The 22,745-nt window shown below is 67.6% G+C and carries 22 protein-coding genes; 4 read left to right on the top strand and 18 right to left on the bottom strand.

The window, feature by feature from the left end:
* Nucleotides 1-318 precede the first annotated feature (318 nt).
* Nucleotides 319-753 carry a hypothetical protein gene (locus ACWDTD_RS12410; protein ID WP_449747395.1) on the top strand — a complete coding sequence of 145 codons (435 nt, stop codon included), beginning with the start codon at nt 319-321 and terminating at the stop codon, nt 751-753.
* Here ACWDTD_RS12410 and ACWDTD_RS12405 read toward each other — a convergent pair.
* From ACWDTD_RS12405 to ACWDTD_RS12375, 7 genes are all read right to left on the bottom strand, one after another.
* A complete protein-coding gene (locus ACWDTD_RS12405; RefSeq protein WP_449747394.1) occupies nt 750-1,577 on the bottom strand; it encodes an MFS transporter in 828 nt (275 codons plus the stop codon). The genes ACWDTD_RS12410 and ACWDTD_RS12405 overlap by 4 nt on opposite strands.
* A gap of 29 nt (nt 1,578-1,606) precedes the next feature.
* Nucleotides 1,607-1,798 (bottom strand): hypothetical protein, encoded by a 192-nt coding sequence (locus tag ACWDTD_RS12400; RefSeq protein ID WP_449747393.1) that lies wholly within the window; start codon nt 1,796-1,798, stop codon nt 1,607-1,609.
* Between the two features lie 117 nt (nt 1,799-1,915).
* The gene (locus ACWDTD_RS12395) at nt 1,916-2,998 is read right to left on the bottom strand and encodes an ABC transporter substrate-binding protein (RefSeq protein ID WP_449747392.1); all 1,083 of its coding nucleotides are present in this window, start codon (nt 2,996-2,998) and stop codon (nt 1,916-1,918) included.
* Nucleotides 2,999-3,026: 28 nt separating this feature from the next.
* Nucleotides 3,027-3,896: an ABC transporter permease gene (locus ACWDTD_RS12390; protein WP_449747391.1), complete on the bottom strand. Its 870-nt coding sequence runs from the start codon at nt 3,894-3,896 to the stop codon at nt 3,027-3,029.
* Nucleotides 3,893-4,594 carry an ABC transporter permease gene (locus ACWDTD_RS12385; RefSeq protein ID WP_449747415.1) on the bottom strand — a complete coding sequence of 234 codons (702 nt, stop codon included), beginning with the start codon at nt 4,592-4,594 and terminating at the stop codon, nt 3,893-3,895. Before ACWDTD_RS12385 ends, ACWDTD_RS12390 begins: the two co-directional genes overlap by 4 nt.
* Nucleotides 4,595-4,694: 100 nt before the next feature.
* Entirely contained in the window at nt 4,695-5,549 is an 855-nt protein-coding gene (locus ACWDTD_RS12380; protein WP_449747390.1) for an ABC transporter ATP-binding protein, read from the bottom strand.
* Between the two features lie 99 nt (nt 5,550-5,648).
* On the bottom strand, nt 5,649-6,950 hold the full coding sequence (locus ACWDTD_RS12375; protein WP_449747389.1) for a DNA polymerase III subunit delta': 1,302 nt from the start codon (nt 6,948-6,950) through the stop codon (nt 5,649-5,651).
* Between the two features lie 171 nt (nt 6,951-7,121).
* On the opposite strand from ACWDTD_RS12375, the gene ACWDTD_RS12370 reads away from it, so the two are divergent.
* Nucleotides 7,122-8,579 (top strand): adenylate/guanylate cyclase domain-containing protein, encoded by a 1,458-nt coding sequence (locus ACWDTD_RS12370; RefSeq protein ID WP_449747414.1) that lies wholly within the window; start codon nt 7,122-7,124, stop codon nt 8,577-8,579.
* 180 nt (nt 8,580-8,759) lie between these two features.
* Here ACWDTD_RS12370 and topA read toward each other — a convergent pair whose 3' ends face one another.
* From topA to ACWDTD_RS12355, 3 genes are all read right to left on the bottom strand, one after another.
* Nucleotides 8,760-11,756, bottom strand: coding sequence for a type I DNA topoisomerase (gene topA / locus ACWDTD_RS12365; protein ID WP_449747388.1), 2,997 nt, complete (start codon nt 11,754-11,756; stop codon nt 8,760-8,762).
* A 177-nt stretch (nt 11,757-11,933) separates the two neighbouring features.
* A complete protein-coding gene (locus ACWDTD_RS12360) occupies nt 11,934-12,521 on the bottom strand; it encodes a hypothetical protein (RefSeq protein ID WP_449747387.1) in 588 nt (195 codons plus the stop codon).
* A gap of 145 nt (nt 12,522-12,666) precedes the next feature.
* Nucleotides 12,667-12,870 (bottom strand): cold-shock protein, encoded by a 204-nt coding sequence (locus ACWDTD_RS12355; protein ID WP_005171662.1) that lies wholly within the window; start codon nt 12,868-12,870, stop codon nt 12,667-12,669.
* A gap of 375 nt (nt 12,871-13,245) precedes the next feature.
* Here ACWDTD_RS12355 and ACWDTD_RS12350 point away from each other — a divergent pair, with 375 nt between their 5' ends.
* Nucleotides 13,246-15,603, top strand: a complete 2,358-nt coding sequence (locus ACWDTD_RS12350) for a DEAD/DEAH box helicase (RefSeq protein WP_449747386.1) — start codon at nt 13,246-13,248, stop codon at nt 15,601-15,603.
* Between the two features lie 4 nt (nt 15,604-15,607).
* Nucleotides 15,608-16,156 carry a hypothetical protein gene (locus ACWDTD_RS12345; RefSeq protein ID WP_449747385.1) on the top strand — a complete coding sequence of 183 codons (549 nt, stop codon included), beginning with the start codon at nt 15,608-15,610 and terminating at the stop codon, nt 16,154-16,156.
* 36 nt (nt 16,157-16,192) lie between these two features.
* On the opposite strand, the gene ACWDTD_RS12340 is transcribed toward ACWDTD_RS12345, so the two are convergent.
* The 8 genes from ACWDTD_RS12340 to ACWDTD_RS12305 form a co-directional block, all read right to left on the bottom strand.
* A complete protein-coding gene (locus tag ACWDTD_RS12340) occupies nt 16,193-16,564 on the bottom strand; it encodes an Rv3654c family TadE-like protein (RefSeq protein ID WP_449747384.1) in 372 nt (123 codons plus the stop codon).
* Entirely contained in the window at nt 16,561-16,905 is a 345-nt protein-coding gene (locus ACWDTD_RS12335; protein ID WP_449747413.1) for a TadE family type IV pilus minor pilin, read from the bottom strand. Before ACWDTD_RS12335 ends, ACWDTD_RS12340 begins: the two co-directional genes overlap by 4 nt.
* Nucleotides 16,906-16,945: 40 nt before the next feature.
* A complete protein-coding gene (locus ACWDTD_RS12330) occupies nt 16,946-17,182 on the bottom strand; it encodes a DUF4244 domain-containing protein (protein WP_449747383.1) in 237 nt (78 codons plus the stop codon).
* 93 nt (nt 17,183-17,275) lie between these two features.
* Nucleotides 17,276-17,890, bottom strand: a complete 615-nt coding sequence (locus tag ACWDTD_RS12325; RefSeq protein ID WP_449747382.1) for a type II secretion system F family protein — start codon at nt 17,888-17,890, stop codon at nt 17,276-17,278.
* Entirely contained in the window at nt 17,887-18,753 is an 867-nt protein-coding gene (locus ACWDTD_RS12320; RefSeq protein ID WP_449747412.1) for a type II secretion system F family protein, read from the bottom strand. The genes ACWDTD_RS12325 and ACWDTD_RS12320 overlap by 4 nt, the downstream gene beginning before the upstream one ends.
* On the bottom strand, nt 18,753-19,925 hold the full coding sequence (locus ACWDTD_RS12315; protein ID WP_449747381.1) for a TadA family conjugal transfer-associated ATPase: 1,173 nt from the start codon (nt 19,923-19,925) through the stop codon (nt 18,753-18,755). The genes ACWDTD_RS12320 and ACWDTD_RS12315 overlap by 1 nt, the downstream gene beginning before the upstream one ends.
* Complete coding sequence (gene ssd / locus ACWDTD_RS12310; RefSeq protein ID WP_449747380.1) at nt 19,922-20,983, bottom strand: septum site-determining protein Ssd; 1,062 nt, start codon at nt 20,981-20,983, stop codon at nt 19,922-19,924. Before ssd ends, ACWDTD_RS12315 begins: the two co-directional genes overlap by 4 nt.
* 900 nt (nt 20,984-21,883) lie before the next feature.
* Complete coding sequence (locus ACWDTD_RS12305; RefSeq protein WP_449747379.1) at nt 21,884-22,639, bottom strand: oxidoreductase; 756 nt, start codon at nt 22,637-22,639, stop codon at nt 21,884-21,886.
* Between the last annotated feature and the right edge of the window lie 106 nt (nt 22,640-22,745).

Raw genomic sequence — 22,745 nt, 5'->3', positions numbered from 1 at the left:
ACGGGCACCTACCTGACCGCCAGCGGGCAGTCCTTATTGGCCGTCAGCGGGCACTTTCATGGCCGCACACGGGCAGTTTTTCATGGCCGTCGACACCCGAGTGGATCGATCTCGCGCTGGACGCCTTCGGCCATCTTCGGCTCCGCATCGGCGCATCGACCTCATACCTACCCGCGCGGGTACAAGGTCCTCGAATTACGAAGTCTCGGAAACCTGATTCGCCGCCTCGCTAAGCTGGATGTGCGGAGATCGCGCCGTGCCAGTGACCTCAGACCGGACTGGCAGCACGTTCCCCGGGCACCGAGAGGGGTACCCGCCATGGGACACCTGACATCGTCAAGACATTCGAGCGTGAAGGTGGCGATCGCGTCGGTAGCCGCGTGTGGCGCACTGCTCGGCGTGGCGTCGACTCCGGCGGCGCACGCGGCACCCCCGAAACCGGCACCTTCGAATCCGGCGCCATTCATCATCGACACCATCGCAGCCGGGTTCACCATCGCCGCATCGACGACGACTGCCCCTCGTGACGCGACGTCATGCTCTCTACTGGTGATGCCGGGCGGGCTGAACTTCGGATGGCGACCCATACCCACCCAGCCCCCGCTGGAAGGAGACGGACCCAGCGATCGCCAGGCCAGGACAAATGTGCTCTTCCCATTCGCGTACCGGGTGCAGATGCAGTGCAACACGCCCCACGGGGTGGCCTACTCGAATCAGCAGTGGGTCAACATCCCGGGGCCGCTGTACATCTAGACATCCAGGCGGCATCTGGTCGGCCGCGTCCACCCCGTCGCGGAGCCGATCACTCGGCACCTGCCGCGACCAACTGCGCCCGGCGCCGCACCGACACCAGGTACCCCGCGACCACCAGTGCGATGGCGACGATGCACAGCACCACCACGACAGTGCTCGCCGACCAGGCGTTGACGAATGATGGCGGCGAATGCCCAGATCAACACCACCGGATACGCGGGTAAGACCGCGCCGTAGCCGATGGTGACGGCCAGGCCGACGACGACCGCGCCGATCAGGAAGATCAGCTGCCAGCCCAGTGCGGCCGGGTCGGCGACGGTCTTGCCGAAGTCCGACGCCCAGTTCAGGAACACCGCCGCGGTGGCCCAGCTCGCATAGATGCCGACCGTCACCCGGACCATCGTGTTCACCGGACCCGCCTGCTCGTCGGCCGGGCCGGCGGCGATCCGCGCCGCGTCGAGCAACACCACCGCCATCACGGTGAGCAGCACCGAGGTGACCCATGTCCAGTTCGCCGCCGACACCACCAGCCACAGGGCTGCGGCCGCGCAGGCCACGGCGATGTCGATGGCGAGCCGCCGGGCTGAGCCGGTTCCGGTGGCCCGGTACTTCACGAACATCGCGCCCACCACGATCGTCAGCACATAGATCACTGCCCAGATGGCGAACGCGTAACCGGCCGGGCTGATCAGCAGATCGACGTCGGAGCTGTTGGGCTGGCCACCGAACAGGGTGAGCGGGATCGATACGGCCGCCGCCTGGCACACGGCGAGGACGAGCACGGCCCACGCGAGAGAACCGGGAATTCGCGACATGACGGACATGGGCCCGAGTCTATGGGCCCCGCCCGCCGCTATTTCTCGTCTTCGGAGGTCGAGGTTGCAGGGTCGGCAGCGGCCGCGTCGTCACCGGGCGTGTCGTCCTCGGCGGGTTCGTCGGCGAGCGGATCGTATCCGGGCACACCCTCGAGCACCGTCAACTCGTTGTCGATCGCGGCCTCGACGGCTTTCGCGTCTTCCTTGATCTTCTTGATGAAGTCGGACATCTGTGCTCCTCGCGGCAACCCTGGGCTGCACGGTTGATCCCACCGTGCTTTCCCTCACCCTACAATCGCCTCAACCCTACAATCGCCGTCACCCACAGGGCGACGCCGCGACCGGCCCTACGCCTTCTTCAGCCCCGGGTTCTCCTGATAAACCTCGTTGATCAGCGACATGTCGAAGATCTGATCGGCTTTGAGGTTGTAACCCGCTTTGGCGAGCGCCTCCATGTTCTGCTCGATGAGGGCGTCGGTCATGGTGAGCAGACCGTTGGCCTTGGTGTCGGCGGAGATCACCAGCGCGTTCTGCGCGATGGCCTCCTTGGTCTGCTCGCCGAGGTCCATGTTGAGATCCTTGCCGTACTTGGTGACGGCGAGGTTGGCCGAGCCCTGCGGATCGGCGACCGCGTCGTACCAGCCCTGGATGTCGGCCTTGAGGAATGCCTTCACCTTGTCGCGTTCGTTGTCGATGGTGTCCTGGCGCACCACCAGCGTCTCGGCCACCAACGGCAGACCGAAGTCGGCGAACAGGAAGTTGGTGTTGGCAAAACCGCTCGCCGCCAAGGTGATCGGCTCGTTGGTGATGTAGGCGGTCCAGCCGTCCACCTCCCCCTTGGTGAGCGGCGTGGGATCGTACTGCACGGTGATCTTCTGGACGTCGGATTCTTTCATCCCGTTGGCGGTGAGCAGCGCCTTGAAGACGTTCTCGTTGGAGGCCTGCACGCCGATCTTCTTGCCCGCCATCTCCTGTGGCGTCCTGATCGGCTTCCCTGCCGACGACACGATGCAGAACGGATTCTTCTGATACGTCGCCGCCACGCTCATCAGCTTGGCGCCCTGCAGGATCACCGGCGCGGTGAGTTGCGGTGCGGTCATACCGATCCACACCTTGTTCGACGTGAGCCCGGTCTCCACACCGGTACCCGCACCACCTCCGGTGACCAACTGGGGTGTGCCGACGCCCGCATCCTTGAAGTAGCCCTTCTCCAATGCCCAGTATTCCCCAGCGAATTCGATGTTCTTCTGCCACGAAAGCTGCACCTTGGGATCGGTCGACGACGCCCCACTCGACGAGCTGCCACCACTGCTACAGGCGGCGAGCACCCCGGACACACCCAGTGCCCCTGCGGCACCTCCGGCCATCATCGAATACCGCAGGAAAGACCGTCGATCCACAGCGACGCGGGGTCCGGGGATGTTGCTCATTGATGATCCTCTCGAGTTGTGACTGAATTCAGTTCTGTTGCATGCCCATCTGGGCGAGAACGATCGATTCGATGACGCCCACGATCGCGTAGAGCACGATCGAGGAGACGGTGATCACCAGCACCGAAGCCCACAGTTCGTTGTAGGCGGCCGCCGGTAGGGCTTGTTGCAGGGTGGCGCCCAGACCCTTGTTGGTGCCCAGCCACTCGGCGACGGTGGCACCGATGAGCGCGCCAGGCACCGAGATCTTGGCCGCACCGAACAGCGAGGGCACCGCCGACGGAATCGCCGCGCGGCGCAACGCCGTCCAGCGACCGCCGCCGTAGACCGCGATGACGTCGTTGATGTGGCGGGGCGCGTTGGCCAGCCCGGTCATGATCATCACCAGTGCGGGAAAGAACACGACGATCCCGCCCATCACCGCCACCACCGCGACACCCCTCCCGACGACCAGGGTGATCAGCGGGGTCATCGCCACCAGCGGCACCGACCGCAACAGCATGGCGATGGGCATGAAGGTCTGCGCGGCCGGACGCGACACCACGAACACTGCCGCGGTGAGCAGTGCCGCCGTCATACCGGTGACGAAGCCGATGGCGGCGTCGGTCAACGTGATCCAGAGATTGTCGACGATCTCGGCCCGCGCCTGCGCCGACTCGGGTTCGGTGAACAGAAACTGGAACACCTGCACCGGTGTGCGGCCGATGATCGGTCCGATGTCGGGAAAGGCGAGCAGAAACAGCCACCAGATCACCAGGATCAAGACAAACGACATCAGCAGCGAACCGAGGAATTTGGCGATCTCCCACGCCAATCCGCCGATGTTCGACCCGTTCTCCTCGGTGGCCGGCGCGCCCGCCGCGGACACGGGCACGATGTCGGTGGTCGATGCGCTCATCCCAGCACCGCCTGACCCGATGCCCAGCGCGTGGCGAAACGCGCGATCACCGCAACGATCGCGTAGCCGATGCCCGCGACGGCGCCGCTGATCAGGGCGATGGCCCACACCTGGGGGATGTCGCCGCGTTGCTGCGCGACGATCATCGCCGGTCCCGCACCCTTGTCGGGCATGGCGAGGAACTCGCCGAGTACCGCGCCCAGAACCGCGGCGGGAGCAGCGATCTTGATGGCCGCCAACGTGTTCGGTATCGCCGCGACCGACCGGACCCGCCACAGCTGCGCGAATCGTCCGCCGCCGTACACCTTGATGAGGTCGAGACTGCTCGCGTGCGGGGAACGCAGCCCGGTGAGTGTGCCGATCATGGTGGTGAAGAAGACCGAGATCGCGGCGAGGAAGACGATCATGGTCTGCACCTGGGCGAATGCCACCTGAACGATCGGTGCCACGGCGATGATCGGGGTGCAGTAGGAGATGATGGCCAACTGGGTGGCGAGACCCTCGACCGGTGGGATCAGGATCACCAGGACGGCCAGCAGGATGGCCAGGCCGTTGCCCCACAAGAAGCCGCGGAACGCGAGTTCGATTGTGGCCGAGAAGTTCTCGGTGTAGAAGGCGGTACCGGTGTCGGCGATGGTGGAAAGCACCGCACCGGGCGTGGGAATGGTTCCGTGGAACCATTGCAGCGCGCCGGCCATCCACCACAGCAGGATGATGCCCACGATGCCGACGACACCGCCGAGCCAACGGTCGGCCGCCGGCACGAATCGGGTGGCCGAGGTCCGACCCACCGCGACGCTAGCCACTCGCCGCCTCCGCCGCCTGTGCCCGCTCCTCGGCACGGGTACCGAAGAGCAGACCCGACAAGTGGTCGTGGATGGCGTGGAATTCAGGCGTGCGCATCATCTCGGGAACGCGGGGTCGCGGCAGGTCGATGGCCACCATCTCGATCACCCGCCCCGGACGGGGACTCATCACGGCCACCACGTCGGAGAGGAACACGGCCTCGGCGATTCCGTGGGTCACCATCAGTGTGGTGGCCGGCTTCTCGGTCCAGATCCGGAGCAGTTCGACGTTGAGGCGCTGGCGGGTCATGTCGTCGAGGGCGCCGAACGGTTCGTCGAGCAGCAACGCCGTGGGGCGCACCACGAGAGCACGGGCGATCGACACGCGTTGGCGCATGCCGCCGGAGAGCATCGCGGGTTTGGCCTTCTCGAACCCCGTGAGTCCGACGAGGTTGATGAGATCGGCGACGAGAGCGTCGTCGGACGGCATCCGCCCCACCTGCAGCGGCAGCTTGATGTTGGATTCCACCGACCGCCACGGCAGCAGAGCGGAATCCTGGAAGGCGATCCCCAGGGAGTGGGTGCGCTGCAGATCCAGCGGCGACTGGGCGTTCATCAGCACCGTGCCCGACGTGGGCTCTTCGAGCCCGGCGAGGATCCGCAGCACGGTCGACTTGCCGCAGCCCGACGGCCCGAGCAGTGAGAGGAAGGTGCCCTCCGAGGTGCGTAGGGTCACGTCGTCGAGCGCGGTGGTTGCCGACGACCCGCGCACCGACCTGGAGGTGAACGTTTTGGTGAGCCCCGAGATGTCGAGGCCCGTACCGAGCGGCCTCGTCGACGTTCCCGGCGCCCCCTGGCCCGATGTCATGTATGGCGACGCTAAGCGGCCGGTGTTGCTGTCGGATTAACGATGCGTAACCCCGGTTGTCACGGGCTATTCATGCAGGCAGACAGCGTGGATCGCGGCTCATCGCGCGCGCATCGCCTGTCCGATGGTGGCCACCATCGCGTCGACCGCGAACTTGGGCTTCACGTTCTGATCGAGGACCTCGCGGCAGTGCAGGACGGCTTCGACACAACGCAGCAGTTGTTCGGGAGTGGCGAAATCGGCCATCGGTGCGACCGTATCCGCGGCCTTGTCGGGGTGCATGGGGGTGACGTGCGCACCCACCGAGACCACCAGGGCGTCGCGGTAGAGGGCGGCGAGGTCGACCAGCGCACGGTCGAGGACGTCGCGGCCGACCCGGGTGGCCCTCGACTTCTGGCGTTTCTCGAGGTCCTTCAAAGCTCCCGCGGTGCCGCGGGGGGCCCGCGCGGTGCCCTTGCCGGTGCCGCCCGCCCCGAGCGCCGTCTTCATCTCCTCGGTCTCGGGTTCGTCGAGTTCGGCGCTGATCGCCTTGGCCGCGGCGTCGGCCGAGCGCACCAACTGCTCGGCAGCGGCATACGCGGTCGAATCCCGGGTGGCGGCGCGGGCCAGGCCCAGCGCCTGTTCGCGCTGCTCACGGGCGTCCGGGTCGGTGGCCAGGCGTTTGGCCCGGCCGATGTGACCGCCACACACCGACGCCGCCCACTGCGCGGCCTCGGTATCGATACCGTCGCGTTCGATGAGAACCCGCGCGATGTCGGGGACCGACGGCGTGGTCAACGCGACGTGCCGACAGCGCGAGCGCAACGTCACCGAGATGTCCTCCGGGTCCACCGAGGGTGCGCACAACAGGAACACCGTGCGCGACGGCGGTTCCTCCACCACCTTGAGCAACGCATTCGTGGCCTGTTCGGTCAGGCGGTCGGCGTCCTCGACCACCACCACCTGCCAGCGGCCCGTCCCGGGACGACGGGACGCCGCCTGCACGATCTCGCGCATCGAATCCACCGAGAGGCTCAACCCCTGCGGCACAATGTGACGTACGTCGGCGTGGGTCTGCGCCATCACGGTGACGCACGCGCGGCACTCACCACAACCGATGACGTCGGGACTCTGACATTGCAGCGCCGCGGCAAAACAGGTGGCCGCCACCGATCTGCCGCTGCCGGGCGGTCCGGTGAACAGCCACGCATGGGTCATCGAGGCACGCGCACCGGCCTCGGGCGGATCGAGGGCACCGGACGGGGCACCGAGACCTTCGAAGGCCCCCGCCGGCATCAACGCCGCCGCTGCGTCAGTACCGCCGTCGAGCCGATCGGAGAGCACGCGTGCCGCACGTGCGGCGCCGGTCAACTCTTCGGCGATGGCGTGCTGACCGATCAGGCGATCGAAGACGTTCGTCACACCGCCAGGGTAATGCGCAGCGCAGACACGTCCCGGTGGACAACGTCGTTTAACAATTGCAAGCAGCCAGCTACCTTTGACCTCGTGGTTGAACGTCGGTCTCGGTGGTCGCGCGCCCTACATCTGGGGCGCTGGCTGATCCGTACCCCGTGGCCGATCCTCGCCCTCGACATGCTGCGGGCCAATCTCGTCGGCGCGCTGTTCACGTTCGGCTTCCTCCGCTTCGGCATGCCGGCCCAGGATTCATTCCGATTCGACGAGATCACCGCTCTCAATCAGGTCATCTTCTTCGGCTATCTCGTGATCGCGATGATCGTCGGCGGGGCGCTGAGTATCCAGCTCAGTCTGCCGGTGCTGGTGTGGCATCGACGACGTACCCGCCTGGACAACGAGACCGCGCGGACGCGTGCCCTCAAGCTGCCGGTGCTGCTCTCGGCGGTGAACGTCGGCCTGTGGCTGATCGGCGGCATCGTGTTGACCGCGGTGAACTTCACCGCCTCGCACAAGAACGCGTTCATCGTCGCCATGGCCAGTTGCATCGGCGCGCTGGTGACGTGCGTGTTGAGTTTTCTGCAGGCGGAGAAGGTGCTGCGGCCGATCACGGTGGCCGCCATGGCCAACAACCCCGACGACGCGATCGCACCCGGCGTGACCACGCGCATCGCGGTGTTCTGGGTGATCAGCGTGGTGGCGCCGATGGCGGTGATCGTCGGACTGATCACCCTGCAGCGCATCCACTTCATCGAGACCGACGCCGAGGGCCTGATGCGCCCCATCCTGTGGATGTCGCTGTCGGCGCTGGCGTTCAGCCTGCTGGCCATCGTGCGGGTGGTCCGCGCCATCAACGACCCCATCAAGCAGCTGCGGCGTGCCCAGGCCAAGGTCAGCGAGGGTGATCTGGACGTCGCGGTCAAGATCTACGACGGCAGCGACATCGGACTGTTGCAGGCCGGGTTCAACGACATGGTCGCCGACCTGCGCGAACGCCAGACACTCCGCAACCTCTTCGGCCGCTATGTCGGCGAGGACGTCGCCCGCAAGGCGATCGAGACGGGCACCGAACTCGGCGGACAGGAACGCTACGTCGGGGTGCTGTTCGTCGATATCGTCGGGTCGACGCGACTGGCCGTCAACCGCCCTCCCCGCGAAGTGGTGGAACTGCTCAACGAGTTCTTCCGCGTCGTGGTGGCCATCGTGGGTCGCCACGGCGGCTTCGTCAACAAGTTCCAGGGCGACGCCGCGCTGGCGATCTTCGGTGCGCCGCTCGATCTCGACGATTTCGCCGGCAAGGCCCTGGCCGCGGCGCGCGAGATGCGACAGGAGCTCTACGAAGTGCTCGGCGACACCGACATCGGCATCGGGGTGTCGGCGGGCAAGGCGATCGCCGGGCACATCGGTTCGGAGAAGCGGCTCGAGTACACCGTCATCGGCGACCCGGTGAACGAGGCGGCCCGCCTGACCGAACTGGCCAAGGACGAGCCGACGCGCGTTCTGGGGTCGGCGCGCGCGGTGTTCCTGGCGTCGAACGACGAGGCGAAGAACTGGGACATCGGCGAAGGAGTCGAGCTGCGTGGGCGTGGCATCGAAACGCTGCTCGCCCGCCCACATCTGGCGCCCTATCGGCGCTGAGCCACTCCCCACCCGTCGAGCGTGCCGCCCGCTGTAGAGCGTGTCAGCCCGCTGTACCCGCTGGCCGAGCGCGTCAGCCCGCTGGTTGAGCTTGTCGAAACCACCCACCGGGCACGCTCAACCCCGATCTGGGCACGCTCGACCGAAAACTGGGCACGCTCGACCGAAAGCCGGGCACGCTCAATCAGATGCGGGCTTCTTCGCTGTGGTCTTCTTCGCGGTGGTTTTCTTCGCTGCCGCCTTTTTCGCTGTGGTCTTCTTGGCAGTTGTCTTCTTGGCAGCTGTCTTCTTGGCAGCAGCCTTCTTCGTGGTGCGCTTCGGGGCCGGGCCGCGGGCGCGGCGATCGGCCAGCAACTCCATGGCGCGCTCGGGCGTGATGGTGGCCACCTCGTCGCCCTTGCGCAGGCTGGCGTTGGTCTCACCGTCGGTGACGTACGGACCGAAACGGCCGTCCTTGATCACCATCGGCTTCTCGCTGACCTCGTCATTGCCCAGCTCGCGCAGCGGCGGCGCGGCGGCCTGCCTGCCGCGACGCTTGGGCTCGGCATAGATCTTCAGCGCGTCATCGAGGGTGATGGTGAACAGCTGGTCCTCGCCGGTCAGCGACCGCGAGTCGGTGCCCTTCTTCAGATACGGCCCGTACCGTCCGTTCTGCGCGGTGATCTCGTCACCCGACTCCGGGTCGACGCCGACAACCCGCGGCAGCGACAACAACTTCAGCGCATCGTCGAGGGTGACCGTCGCGATGTCCATCGACTTGAACAGCGAGCCGGTGCGAGGCTTGGGTCCGGCCTTCTTGGCCGCCTTTTTCGCCGTCTTCTTCGCGACGGTCTTGGTGGCGGCCCCGCCACCTGCCGGGGTCTCGTCCAGCGGAACCACCCCGCCGGCATCCCCGTCACGAGGAGTGGGTCCGGCCGGGATCGTCGCGGGTGCACCACCCGACCCGTCCTCGTCGTCCTCGTCGGGCAGGATTTCGGTCACGTATGGCCCGAACCGGCCCTCCTTGACGACGATCTCGTGGCCCGTCGCCGGGTCTGTACCGAGGGTGCGGCCCTCTTGCGGGGTGGCGAACAGCTTCTCCGCCACCGCGAGAGTCAACTCGTCGGGAGTGATGTCGGCGGGCAGGTTGGCACGCTGCAGATCCGGTTCGGCGCCGTCGCCGGCAACGTTACGTTCGAGGTAGGGCCCGAACCGTCCCACGCGCACATAGACCGGGCGCCCCTGCTCGTCGTCGAAGAGGCGGATCGAGTTCACCTCGCGGGCATCGATCTCCTCCAGATTCAGCCCGACGAGCTTCTTGAGGCCACCATGCTTGGCGATGTCGGAATTCTCGATCTCCGCATCGGTTTCCGCGCCGGGCGCCTCGTCGCCGAAGTAGAACTCCGTCAGCCAGCGGGTGCGATTCTCGTTGCCACTCGCGATCTGGTCGAGGTCGTCCTCGAGCGCCGCGGTGAAGTCGTAGTCGACGAGGTTGCGGAAGTACGCCTCCATGAGGCCCACCACCGCGAACGCGATCCACGACGGCACCAGGGCGTTGCCCTTCTTGACCACGTAACCGCGGTCCTGGATGGTGCCGATGATCGACGCATACGTCGACGGCCGCCCGATGCCGAGTTCCTCGAGCACCTTGACCAGCGACGCCTCGGTGTAGCGGGCCGGCGGGTTGGTGGAGTGACCGTCCGCGGACAGGTCGGTGGCGGTGAGCTCCTGACCCTCACGCAGTTGCGGCAACCGCGTCTCGGCGTCGTCGGCCTGGCCACCGGTGTTCTCGTCGACCGTCTCCACATACGCCGACAGGAATCCCGGGAACGTGATGGTGCGGCCAGATGCGGCGAACGTGCATCGCTCGCCGCTGCTCGCGGTACCCGCGATCCGCAGGCTCAACGTGGTGCCGCGGGCGTCGGCCATCTGGGAGGCGACCGTCCGCTGCCAGATCAGTTCGTAGAGCCGGAACTCGTCGGCCTGCAGTTGCGCGGCCACCTGGCCGGGAGTGCGGAACGACTCGCCCGCCGGGCGGATCGCCTCGTGTGCTTCCTGCGCGTTCTTGACCTTGCGGTTGTACTGGCGCGGGGTGGGGTGGACGAAGTTGTCGCCGTAGAGTTCACGCGCCTGAGCACGGGCCGCGTTGATCGCCGACTCGCTCAGCGTGGTGGAGTCGGTACGCATGTAGGTGATGTAGCCGTTCTCGTAGAGCCGCTGCGCGATGCGCATGGTGCGGTCCGACGAGAAGCGCAGCTTGCGCCCCGCCTCCTGCTGCAGGGTCGACGTCATGAACGGCGCGTAGGGCCGACGTGTGTAGGGCTTTTCCTCCACCGACGTCACGGTCATGCCGGCGCCGTCGAGCGCCTCGGCGAGCGCACCGGCACGGGCGGCGTCGAGCACCACGACGCCGTCGGCACGCTTGAGGGCACCCCGGGCGTCGAAGTCGCGGCCGGTGGCAACGCGCGCGTCGTCGACACCCACGAGGCGTGCGGTGAACGAGCGCGGCGACACGTCGGCTCCGGCGTCGAGAGTGGCGTCGATGTCCCAGTACTCGGCGGAGACGAACGCCATCCGCTCACGCTCACGTTCGACGATGATGCGGGTGGCCACCGACTGGACGCGGCCCGCCGACAACTTCGGCATGACCTTCTTCCACAGCACCGGACTCACCTCGTAGCCGTAGAGGCGGTCCAGGATGCGGCGGGTCTCCTGCGCATCCACCAGGTCGATGTCGAGGTCACGGGGGTTCTCCGCGGCGGCCCGGATGGCGGGTTCGGTGATCTCGTGGAACACCATCCGCTTGACCGGGATCTTCGGTTTCAGCGTCTCCAGCAGATGCCAGGCGATCGCCTCACCCTCGCGGTCACCGTCGGTGGCCAGGTAGAGCTCGTCGACATCCTTCATCAGCGACTTGAGTTCGGACACCGTCGACTTCTTGTCCGGCGACACCACGTAGAGCGGTTCGAAGTTGTCGTCCACGTTGACCCCGAGGCGGGCCCACGGCTGTCCCTTGTACTTGGCCGGCACATCGGCCGCACCTCGGGGCAGGTCGCGGATGTGTCCGCGCGAGGACTCCACCACGTAGTTCGACCCCAGGTATCCGGCGATCTTGCGCGCCTTGGTCGGCGACTCGACGATCACCAATCGTCGAATCGACTTACCCCCCGCGGGTGCTGTGGTGCTGGTGTCGGCCAACGGGTGTCCTTCGTCTCTGACCTGCCCCGCGCGCGGTTTTCGCACGCCGGAGCGAGATCTGTTCTCGTCTGAGGTTTGTACCTTATGTATAGCGTCCCGTGCACATTCTGATTTCGGTCAACCACCCCGACTGTGACATATTCCGCTGACCGGAGGACAAAAGCGCAGGTCCGGGGATCAGAATTCGTCTGCATGCGGCCACGCCGACGCCGCGTCGGCGTATTCCGGCGGTTCACCGACATATTCCAGCAGACGGGCCAGGCGCCTGCGGCCGGCGATACGCAAGGCATGGGAATGGGTGCGTGTGCCCACGAGAGTGGGGGCGATACCCGCCCGCATCAACGCCGTGGCCAGCGGAGCATGGGATTCGGGGGCGTGCGGGTCGAGACCGAGCAGGTAGCGATCGCCGTCGCGGCGTCCCGAGGCCAGCACCCACATCCGCAGTGCACGGCCGGTGGGCACCCAGGTGGTGGGCATGGCCTTGACCGCACCCCGTGACCAGGCTCGATGCAGCGCGGTGAGCCGTGGGGTGGCTTCGGTCCTCGCGAGCGGGGTGCCCTCGTCGGACGCGGTCAGTTCGGCGACGAGCCCACACTGCCGGATCGCCTCGACGATCGCCTCGGCCCGCCACGCGTCGCCGACAACGATGGAGATGCGGGAACCCGCGTCGGACACCGACGACTGACCGTGCGCGGCGAGCAGACCGGTGAGGTCGTCGATCGCCGGCTCGTCGATCTCCGCGGAGAAGAACGCCAACTGCGCCACGCAACGAGACTACTTGCCCGCACACCCGCCGGGCGGCAAACACGGCGGGTGCTCACGCGAGCGAGAACACCCCCGACAACACACCGCTCCCGCCCTCATGAGGGCGGGAGCGGTGTGTTCAAGCTCTGTGAGGAGCCGCGTGGTCTCAGACGGCGCGGACGCCCGTCGCCTGCGGTCCCTTGGTGCCCTGACCGACCTCGAACTCGACCCGCTGGTTCTCCTCGAGGGTACGGAATCCATTGCCCTGGATTTCCGAGTAGTGGACGAACACGTCGTCATTGCCCTCGTCGGGAGCAATAAAGCCGAAGCCCTTCTCCGCGTTGAACCACTTCACAGTTCCCTGTGCCATTCCTGCAATCCTTTTCATACATTCAAACTGTCCCGACACGCTGGTCACGTGTCGTGGCCGGTCTTACCGCCATACCTCGGAGAACGCCGATGGGAGAGTTCGTGGACGAACACCGCTCCGCCTGACAACTTCAGTACCACGGCTGCAACCCGATCCCGCACGATCACCGCGTAGAGCGATGGCCACCCGGGAGCTGCGGCCCAGATCAGTCAATCACGTTCGAGCCGCAAAGGATAGTCACTGCAACCACACTGAATGAAAGCCTCGCAGATTTCAGCCGAACGACATCGGCAGGTAACATCACCTGAGCTCGGACAACCCCTCACCATGCGCCACCCCGGCGGAGCCGGTGTCGTCCGTTCGGATCAATTCACGATGCATCCTCACACCTTTGGCACCGACCTCCTCCAGCGCTCCCTCGCCGGCACCGATCCGGACTTGAGTCCGCTCACCCATGTGTCGGTGATCAGTTCTCGCGCAGCAACTTTCACCCAATGGCCAACCTGGGTGCCCGATCCGGTGCGCGACGCGTTCGCCGCAACGGGCATCGAGCGGCCGTGGAGCCACCAGGCCACCGCGGCCGATCTCGCCTTCGCCGGTCACCACGTCGCGATCTCCACCGGAACAGCGTCCGGCAAGTCGTTGTCGTACCAGATGCCGATTCTCACGACACTTCTCGACGACCCACACGCGACGGCCCTCTACATCTCGCCGACCAAGGCGCTCGGCAGTGATCAGATCAAGGCGGTGGCGTCGATCATCTCCGGTCGTCCGGCGTTCTCGCATCTGCAGCCGTGCGCCTACGACGGTGACACCGATCCGGATCTACGGCAGTGGGCGCGCGCTCATTCCCGCTGGATCTTCACCAATCCCGACATGCTGCACGTCGGTATTCTCTCCGGCGCAACCACGCCCGGCGCCGGCTTCACCGGCGGGGCCGCGGTTCCGGGACGATGGCGCCAGTTCTTCCGGCATCTGCGATATGTGGTGGTCGACGAATCACATCATTACCGTGGTGTATTCGGCTCGCACACAGCGTTGATCCTGCGCCGACTGCTGCGCCTGGCGCGCGCTGCGGGCGCCGACCCCACCGTCATCGCCGCGAGCGCCACCTCCGCAGATCCCGCGGCCACCCTGACCCGACTCATCGGCGAGCCTGCCGTCGCGGTGACCGATGACGGCGCACCGCGCGGCGAACGCACTGTGGCACTGTGGGAGCCACCTTTCGTGCCCGGTATCACCGGCGAGCACGGTGCGCCGGTACGACGGTCGGCGGGTGCCGAATCGGCGCGGCTGCTGGCCGATTTCGTCATCGAGGGGGCCCGCACCCTGTGCTTCGGTCGCAGTCGTCGCGGCGTGGAGGTGACAGCGCTCAGTGCTCGTAACCTGTTGTCGCACAGCGCCCCCGAGTTGGTCGAGAAGGTGGCCGCCTATCGCGCCGGGTATCTCGCCGACGATCGTCGCCGGTTGGAGGCGTCGATCTCCACCGGCGAACTGGTCGGCGTGGCCACCACCAACGCGCTCGAACTCGGGGTGGACATCAGTGGGCTCGATGCGGTGATCGTGGGCGGCTACCCGGGGACCGTCGCGTCGTTTTGGCAGCAGGCGGGAAGGGCGGGCCGCCAACGGGAGTCGGGCGATGCCCTGGTGGTGCTCGTCGCCCGCGACGATCCGCTCGACACCTACCTGGTGAATCATCCCGAGGCGCTGCTGACCACCCCGGTCGAGGCGACGGTGATCGACCCGACCAATCCGTACGTATTGCGCCCCCATCTGCTATGCGCGGCATCGGAATTGCCGCTGCGCGACAACGAGATCGAGGCATGGCGAGCACATGATGCGGTGGCCGCGCTGGCCGCCGACGGGCTACTCAAACGTCGCAAGGCCGGCTGGTATCCGGCGGCGGGTGTGGACCCGTACGCCGACGTCGACATCCGCGGCGGGTCCGGCGCGCAGGTGCTGATCGTCGACCACACGTCGTCGCGCCTGCTGGGCACGGTCGACGCCGGGCGTGCGCCGTCGACCGTCCATCCCGGGGCGGTGCACATCCATCAGGGTGAGTCGTATGTGGTCGACGAACTCGATCTCGACGACGGCCTGGCGCTGACGCATCCGGAGGAGCCGGACTGGACCACCTCGGCTCGGGAGACCACCGAGATCGCGATCACCCGGGTGATCGAATCCGTCGATCGGGGTCCGCTGACCGTGTCGCTGGTGGAGGTGGACGTGACCCACCAGGTGGTGGGGTATCTGCGCACGTTGCTCACCGGTGAAGTGCTCGACGCGGTGGAACTCGACATGCCGCGGCAGACGTTGCCCACCCGCGCGGTGATGTACACGCTCACCCCCGAGGTGCTCGCGGAGGTCGGCATCGACGCCGTGCGGATGCCCGGATCGCTGCACGCCGCCGAGCACGCCGCGATCGGCATGCTCGGACTGGTGGCGACCTGCGATCGGTGGGATATCGGGGGCCTGTCGACCAACCTGCACCCCGACACCGGACTGCCCACCGTATTCGTCTACGACGGATATCTGGGCGGTGCGGGGTTCGCCGAGCGTGGCTTCGAGGCCTTCGCCACCTGGATCGACGCCACCCGAGCCGCGGTGGCCGACTGCCGGTGTGAGAGCGGGTGCCCTTCGTGCGTGCAGTCACCCAAGTGTGGCAACGGCAACGATCCTCTCGACAAACCCGGCGCGGAAACCGTGCTTTCCCTACTCGCTGAGCGATACTGAAACGATGCATGACGCGTTTTCCGGACGCGCACGGCCCGTCCGGGACATCAGTACGGCCCGAGCCGCCTTCTTCATCCTGGCCCGGCCCACCGAGACGCCCGACCGGTTTCCGGCCACGATCGGTGAGCCCGACGTGTTCTTCAGCGAGGAAGAGGCCCTCGACGCGCTCGACGTGCACTTCGCGTGGTGCCACGCGCGGGTCGCCGAGTTGGGCAGCGCCGTCGAGTCCGCGCAGTGGTATCTGCAGAGCGCGATGGTGGGGCCACGACTCGCCCCCGCACTCGGCGAGGTCTACCTTGCCGCCACCGACCGCGGCACCAACGAGACCTGGGCGGCGGCGGGCGGTTTCCTCACCGAAGGCGAACTGACGCACTGGTCGCCGTTCGTGCACGCCGTGGCGCCGATGGTGTTGGGAGGACGTCACAGCGATGCCCTGACACTGGCATACCGCGGCGACACGGCCGTGCATTTCCATCGGCTGTGGTTCGCGCCGATGCACTCCGCTCGCGTCTATCCGCGCCCGATCATGCTCGACGAGGAGAGCGCCGGCTGATTCCGGCCACCGGCCGAACCTCCCCCGGCACCGCGACTACTCGACCGGACCCGCCCGGGCGTCGGCGGTGGCATATCGCTGCCCGAGCGCCCCGAGGCTCACCGGTGCGCGCACCGTCACCACCACATCCTCGCCCGTGATCCGGCACCGCGTGAGGATCACCTCGGGGCGCTGCGCCCGGGTGACCTCCTGCGCCGCCAAACACGGATCTGGTTGGGCCGCAACGTGTTGGACAGCCGCGGCCAGTGCCGCCAGATCGGCAGCCGACTGAGCGCGATGTCGCGCCAGGACGGCGGCGCCGACGTAGATCACCAGCACGAGGATGGCGGCGAGACCCGCGATGACGCCTGCCGCCGCCACCGTCGCATACCCGCGCTCGTCGCGGACGAGTGCGGCGCCCGCCGTCATCGGTGCACTCCCGGAGCGAAGTCGACCTGATCGTCGGCGTCGGGTTCGGGGGCCGCGACGGCACGCGCCGAGAGAGTCAGTCCCGGCAACAGCGGTGCCGCCCGCCGCACCTGCACCACGATCCGGTCGGGCTGCTCGGAGATCGAGATCTGCGCATCGTCGCCGGCGATCCGCTGCCCCGCCGACCCGGGTGCCGCGTCGCCCGCGGCAGCGAGTCGGGCCACCTCACGCGCGGCGTCGGTGCATCGGATCTGCGTGGTCACCGCGGTGATCGCGGCCACCGCGAGCACCACCGTGATGACGATTGCGGCAATGGCGTACGCGCCTTCGACGGTGACCATGCCCTCGTCGTCGGCCGCGAGACGCCGCAGCACGCGCACCTCAGCCCACCGACGTGTTGAGCGCCTTGTTGATGATGCCGGTGAGCGCGCTGACGATGTTGTCGCCGCTGATCACCGTGTAGAGGACGGCACCGAACGCGGCCGCCGCAATGGTGCCGATGGCGTACTCTGCGGTGCTCATGCCTTCGTCGTCGGCCACGAGACGGGCGGTGGCCTCGGTGACCGAGTCCAGCCCGGACCGGATCCGACTAATGATGTCATTCGTGTTGTGTGTCATGGTTTCTGACCTTCCTCATCGGGGGTGTCGGTGAATACTTGGACGTGCCGGAACGGCGAAAGGATCCGCGCTCGAGCTCATCGATGCCGGATCTCACAGTCCGCCGAGGGTGACGCGAGCGAGCCCGATCACCACGGGCACGATGCCGAGGCACACGAAGGCCGGGAGAAAGCACAACCCGAGCGGACCGCTGACCAAGACGCCCGCTCGCTCGGCGCGGGCGAGCGCGTCGTCGTGGGCCGCGCGTCTGGTGTCGGTGGCCAACTCGGCGACCCCCGCCGAGAGTGCCGCGCCGGAACGTGCCGAGCGTCGCGCAAGCATCGCCAGATCGTCAAAATGGTTTGCGCCCAGGCCGTTCGGATCAGACGCGTGGTCGGTGAGTGCCGCCGTCCAGGCTCGCTGCGGTTCCGCACCGAGTTCGAGAAGCTCGGCGGCGGCCGCCAACGGCGCAGCAAGCGAGGTGGGCGCCGTCGCGGCAACCGCACGCGCCGCACCGGGTACCGGCAACCCTGCACGCAAACACACCGCGAAGAGGTCGAGAGCTGCAGCAACGGCAAAGGGATCGTCGCGACGCCGAACACCCAGCCAGCGCGCTTTGCGCGGCGGCGACGCGGGTGGATCAATCACCCGGTACATCGTCCATCGAGGCGCCGGAAGCACCAGCAGTGCGGCGGCCACGAGCGTGAAAGCTGCTGACAGAGAGGTCATCCGGAGAGCACCTTGTCGGTGATGCGTTCGGTCCACACAAGGCCCGCCGCAGCAAGAGCGGTGCCCACCACCAGCAGGATTCCGCCCAACCCGCCGCCAAGCAGCACCCGAAGCGGGTTCGCGCCGGTCGCCTGTCCCAATGCGATGCCCAGCAGCGGTAGCCCGGCCAGCACCGTGGCCGTCGCCCGCGGCCCGGCCAGTCCGGCGCGGGTGCGATCGACGAATGCGCGCCGCGCCGCGAGATCGTCACGGACAGCCGCGAGCAGTTCGGCCATCGGCACGCCGTGTCGGTCGGCGGTGTGCCATGCCACCGCGATCCGCTGCCAGGATCGGTCCCCCGCGTCGTCGCCAGTGTGGGATTCACCGCCCGTGTGGGATTCACCGCCCGTGTGGGATTCACCGCCCGTGGTGGCCGCCAGACCACCCATGACATCACCGCCGAGCTCCGCGCGCCCCGCGAGCATCAGGAGAGCGCCGGAGATCTCGGCGCCATCATCCTCGCGCGCAACGATCTCGGACGCGGCCACGGCACATGCACGTGCCGGCGGAGTCCCCACCGACAACTCCGCGACCATCAGCGCGAGTGCGGTGAGCAGGTCGTCGCGCTCGCGGTCGTCTCGGGCGAGGGCGCGACGCCGACGCATTCGCCAACCGATCACGCCCGCCACGATCGACGCCGACACCGCAGCGGCCAGGCCACTGAGCACGAGCGCGGCCACCGGCGCCGCGCCCGCGAGCATCCACCGGAGACCGGTGCTGCCGCGCCGGTCATCGCGGTTCGCCGGAGCGCCGAGGCGGTGTTCCACCCGGCTGCGCGGCCACCACAGCACCGCGACGGCGAGCGTCAGCGGGACCAGCGCGATCACCGGCCCGCCACCATCTCGTCGAAAGCAACACGGTGATGTGTGAAACCACTGTCCCGCAACCACATCGGCACCACGTGTACCTGCCCTTCCGGATCACGGACGAGCAGACCGATCTCACCGAGTCCACGCGTCCCGTCGGCGGTGCGGGTAACCCCGAGCACCACCTGGACCGCGGCACCCAGTTGCGAATGCAGGGCCACCCGATTCATGCCACCCAGCGCGGCAAGTGCTTCCATTCGCGCCGGAACCTCGGCAGTGGAGTTCGCGTGCAGCGTGCCGCCGCTGCCCTCGTGTCCGGTGTTGAGCGCGGTCAGCAGATCGATCACCTCCGCACCACGCACCTCGCCGACGATGATGCGGTCGGGTCGCATACGCAGTGCCTGACGCACCAGCACCCGCACCGGAACCTCGCCTGCGCCTTCAACGTTCGCGGTTCGGGCCACAAGGCGCACCACGTGCGGGTGGTTCGGGGTCAATTCCAGCGCGTCCTCCACGCACAGCACCCGATGTGCCGGGTCCATCGCGCCGATCATCGCATTGAGCAGCGTCGTCTTTCCCGATCCGGTACCGCCGACGATCAGGAACGCCAGCCGAGCCGACAGGATGGTGGCCACCGTGTCGACCACCTCGTCGGGAATGGCGCCGGATGCGATGAGTGCATCGAGATCCTTTCCCGCGGTGCGTAGTACGCGCAGCGAGATACAGGTCCCGTCGGCGGCCAGCGGCGGGATGACCGCGTGCAGGCGAACGGTGTAACCCCGGCGACCGAGGTTTGTGAGCTGCGCGTCGACCCACGGCTGCGCATCGTCGAGGCGACGGCCCGCGCCCAACGCGAGGCGACCGGCGAGCCGTCGTACCGCGGCATCGTCGTCGAAGGTGATGCCGGTGGGCCGCAGCCCGCGACCACGATCCACCCAGACCCGATGCGGGCCGACGACGAGGACGTCGGCGATGTCGGGTTCGGCGAGCAGTTCCTCGAGCCGTCCCGCGCCGGTGAGTTCGGTCTGCAGGCGTCGTAACGCCGAGAGCAGGTCGGTGTCGCCGAGGACGCCTCCGGACTCGGCGCGAATGGCGTCGGCGATCACGGCCGCGGTGGGCTCGGCGGAATCGGCGGCGAGCCGATCCCTGACCCGGTCGATCAACGCGTCCTCGCCGCCGAGGCCGGTCATGCCGCCACCGATCGGCTGCGAGTGAACCCACGATGCACGGCACGAGCCGCCCGACCCAGCGGAGTGCGTGAACCGATGTTCAGTTTGCCCACCTCGAGCCGTGCGGGCAGACGCGGGTCGGGGCGATACGCAGCCAGCAGCGGCACTCCCACCGCCGACGCGATCTGACTGGCCCGCAGACCTCCGGGCGCCGGTCCACGCACCGCCAATTCGACTGCGGCACAAGAGTTCAGGACTCGATCGACGACGAGGCGGGCAGCGGCGCACCCGGCGACGGTCGGGGTGGTGACCACTACGGTGAGATCGGCCGACTCGGCGACCGCGCGGATGACGGGTGTGTCCGCGCGCGGGAGGTCGACGATGACCAGGTCGCCGTGGGCCCTGCCGGCATCCATTGTGGCCAGCACCGCATCGGGTGCGATCGGACGCACGTCGTCGCGGCGTCCGGTGAGCACCGACAGCCGATCGTCGACCCGCGGGAGCGCGTTGCGCAGGGCTGCGCCACTGACCGTCCCACCTTCGAGAGCGAGATCCTGCCAGCGCAGTCCGGGTCTCGATTCGATGCCGAAGAGCAGGTCGATCCCCGCACCGAGCTCGTCGAGGTCGAGCAGCAGCACGTGGGAACCGTCGTCGATCGCGGTGAGCGCGACAGCCGACGCGAGAACCGAGGCACCCGCCCCGCCATGGGCGCCGATCACAGCGAGGACGCCACCGGGATGCATGCGCGGCAACCGGATGTCGCTCAGCGTGCGCACCAGATGTTCGTCGTCAACAGGCAGCACCGCGGCATCGGTGGCGCCGAGATCCATCGCTGCCCGCCACACCGGCGCGGCGGGCTCGCCGTCGGACACGAGCACCACACCCGGACGACGGGGAAGCGCCGAATCGAGCAGAACCTCCACCGCCTCGGCATCGAGCGTCACCGCGCGCGCCCGCAACCACTCACCACGGCATGCATGCGCGTCGCCGACCAGCATTCGATAGCCGGCAGCGGCGGCGCATCGCGCCACATCGTCGTGAAGATCGGCGCTCACCAGCGCCAGCAAGTCGTCGGACATGCCACCAGCATCGGACCGGGAGGCCGTCGTGGGCTCTCCGCGACCGGTCGCCGCCGCGAATCTGGGGACCAATCGGAGTCTGTGCATCGCGCCAAACGCCACCGTCGAGCGTGCCCACAATCCCGTCGACCGTGCCCACAATCCCGTCGACCGTGCCCAAACCGCGGCGGCTGGGCACGCTCAACCGGGAAGTGGGCACGCTCAACCCGGAAGTGGGCACGCTCGACGGTTTTGGCCCCAAACAGAGGACAACCCCGGCCAGGGGGGGAGGAGGCCGGGGTTGTCTGCTTTCAGCCCCGGGGGGTCGGGCTGAAAGGGGACCGACATAAAAGCCAGTCACCAAGAACTATACACCGCCCCTAAGTAGTTGCAAGCTGCACTAACAATCCGATCCACCCTCCGAAGCGAGAAAACGAAACCGGGCCATTCGCCCCTTGATTGTGACGCGCATCACGGTGTACAACAGAATCAGGAAACCTCGGAAGGCAAAGTTCGATCCGGAAGAGAAGGGCCGAGCCCCCAACCGAGCACTTCCCAGCACGGGCGGCAAGCACCCACGCGGAGCGCGCCGCAATAAGGCAGAAGTGTTGTGCGCCTGCGACATCGCGAATCCATCGAGTATCTCCGGACACGGCAGCGCCCCCGCGCCCCACCATGTTGTCCGACGACCGTCGTCGACGGGAGTCGTGACTGGGCCGAAAGTGGCAGCGCGACGAAGGAGACCAACGGACGGAATCGCGGTCAATCGCCGAGGCGGTGACCACAACCCACCTGAGCACGCTTGGTAACTTGGGTCCGTGCTACGCGGGCGGCAGACCTGCCACATGGCAGGCCGGCCGCCCGCAGTGCTGTGCACTCAAAAACCTCAGTGCTGTGCACACAAAACCTTAGTGCTGCCAGTCAGGCGGAACGCGCCGCGTCCGCAATCGACCGGGCCTCGGCGGCGCCGGCCACAAACGCCTCACAACAGAAGATGATCCAGCGCCGAAGGGCGTCGGGGTCGCCGGTGCCGAATGCCGCCGACAATTCGCGATACTCGCCGACCCGTTTGAGCCAGGTCACCTCGGGCACGCCGAGATTGTGCGGATCGAGCCCCGTGGCCGCGCTGGTCAGCCGTGACGCGGCCCGGGCAACCACGCCGTTCGCTGTCTCAAAGGCGTTCAGGCTCAACAATTCACCGTGGACCACAGCGGCCAGAACGGGCGCCGGCGCACTCGTGGCCCCGGTGATGAGCTGACCCAACAGGTCCAGGCGGGCGGCCACGTCCGCGCCCGGTCGTGGACGTCCGAGGGCCTCCGGATCGTCGACGAGGTCGGCGGCCGCGAGTACGTGCAGCCGCGCGAACGCCTGCGCGGGGGCGCGGCGGAACACCGACGTCAGCGACTCCAGCGCCTCACCATCGAGCGCCTGCGCAACCCGCATGGCACCGGCCAGGATCGGATCGTCGAAGTCGCCGTCACGTCGTAGTTCCACACTGCCGCCGTCGATCGCCGCCGACGAACGCCCGGCCCGCCACGACGCCTCGGTGGCGGTTTTGTCCCACCCCCGCAAGTTCGCCGGATGCCGGTGGACGGCGGTCACCGCATCGCGCGCCTCGCCAGCGGCGGCGACGACGCCGGGCAGGTCGAGCAGGGGCGCCAGCGGATCGTCGGTCACTCGTGCAACGATAGCCGTACCGTTCGTCGCGCCAGAACAGCCACTCCCCGCAGGGACCGGGAGGAGGTGTCTGCAACCGCTTTCCAACGTGACTACCCTCACAATG

The sequence above is a fragment of the Gordonia sp. NPDC003425 genome (assembly GCF_053588635.1).
The sequence above is the reverse complement of the archived record's forward strand: the minus strand, read 5'-3'. Positions and strand labels throughout refer to the sequence as shown.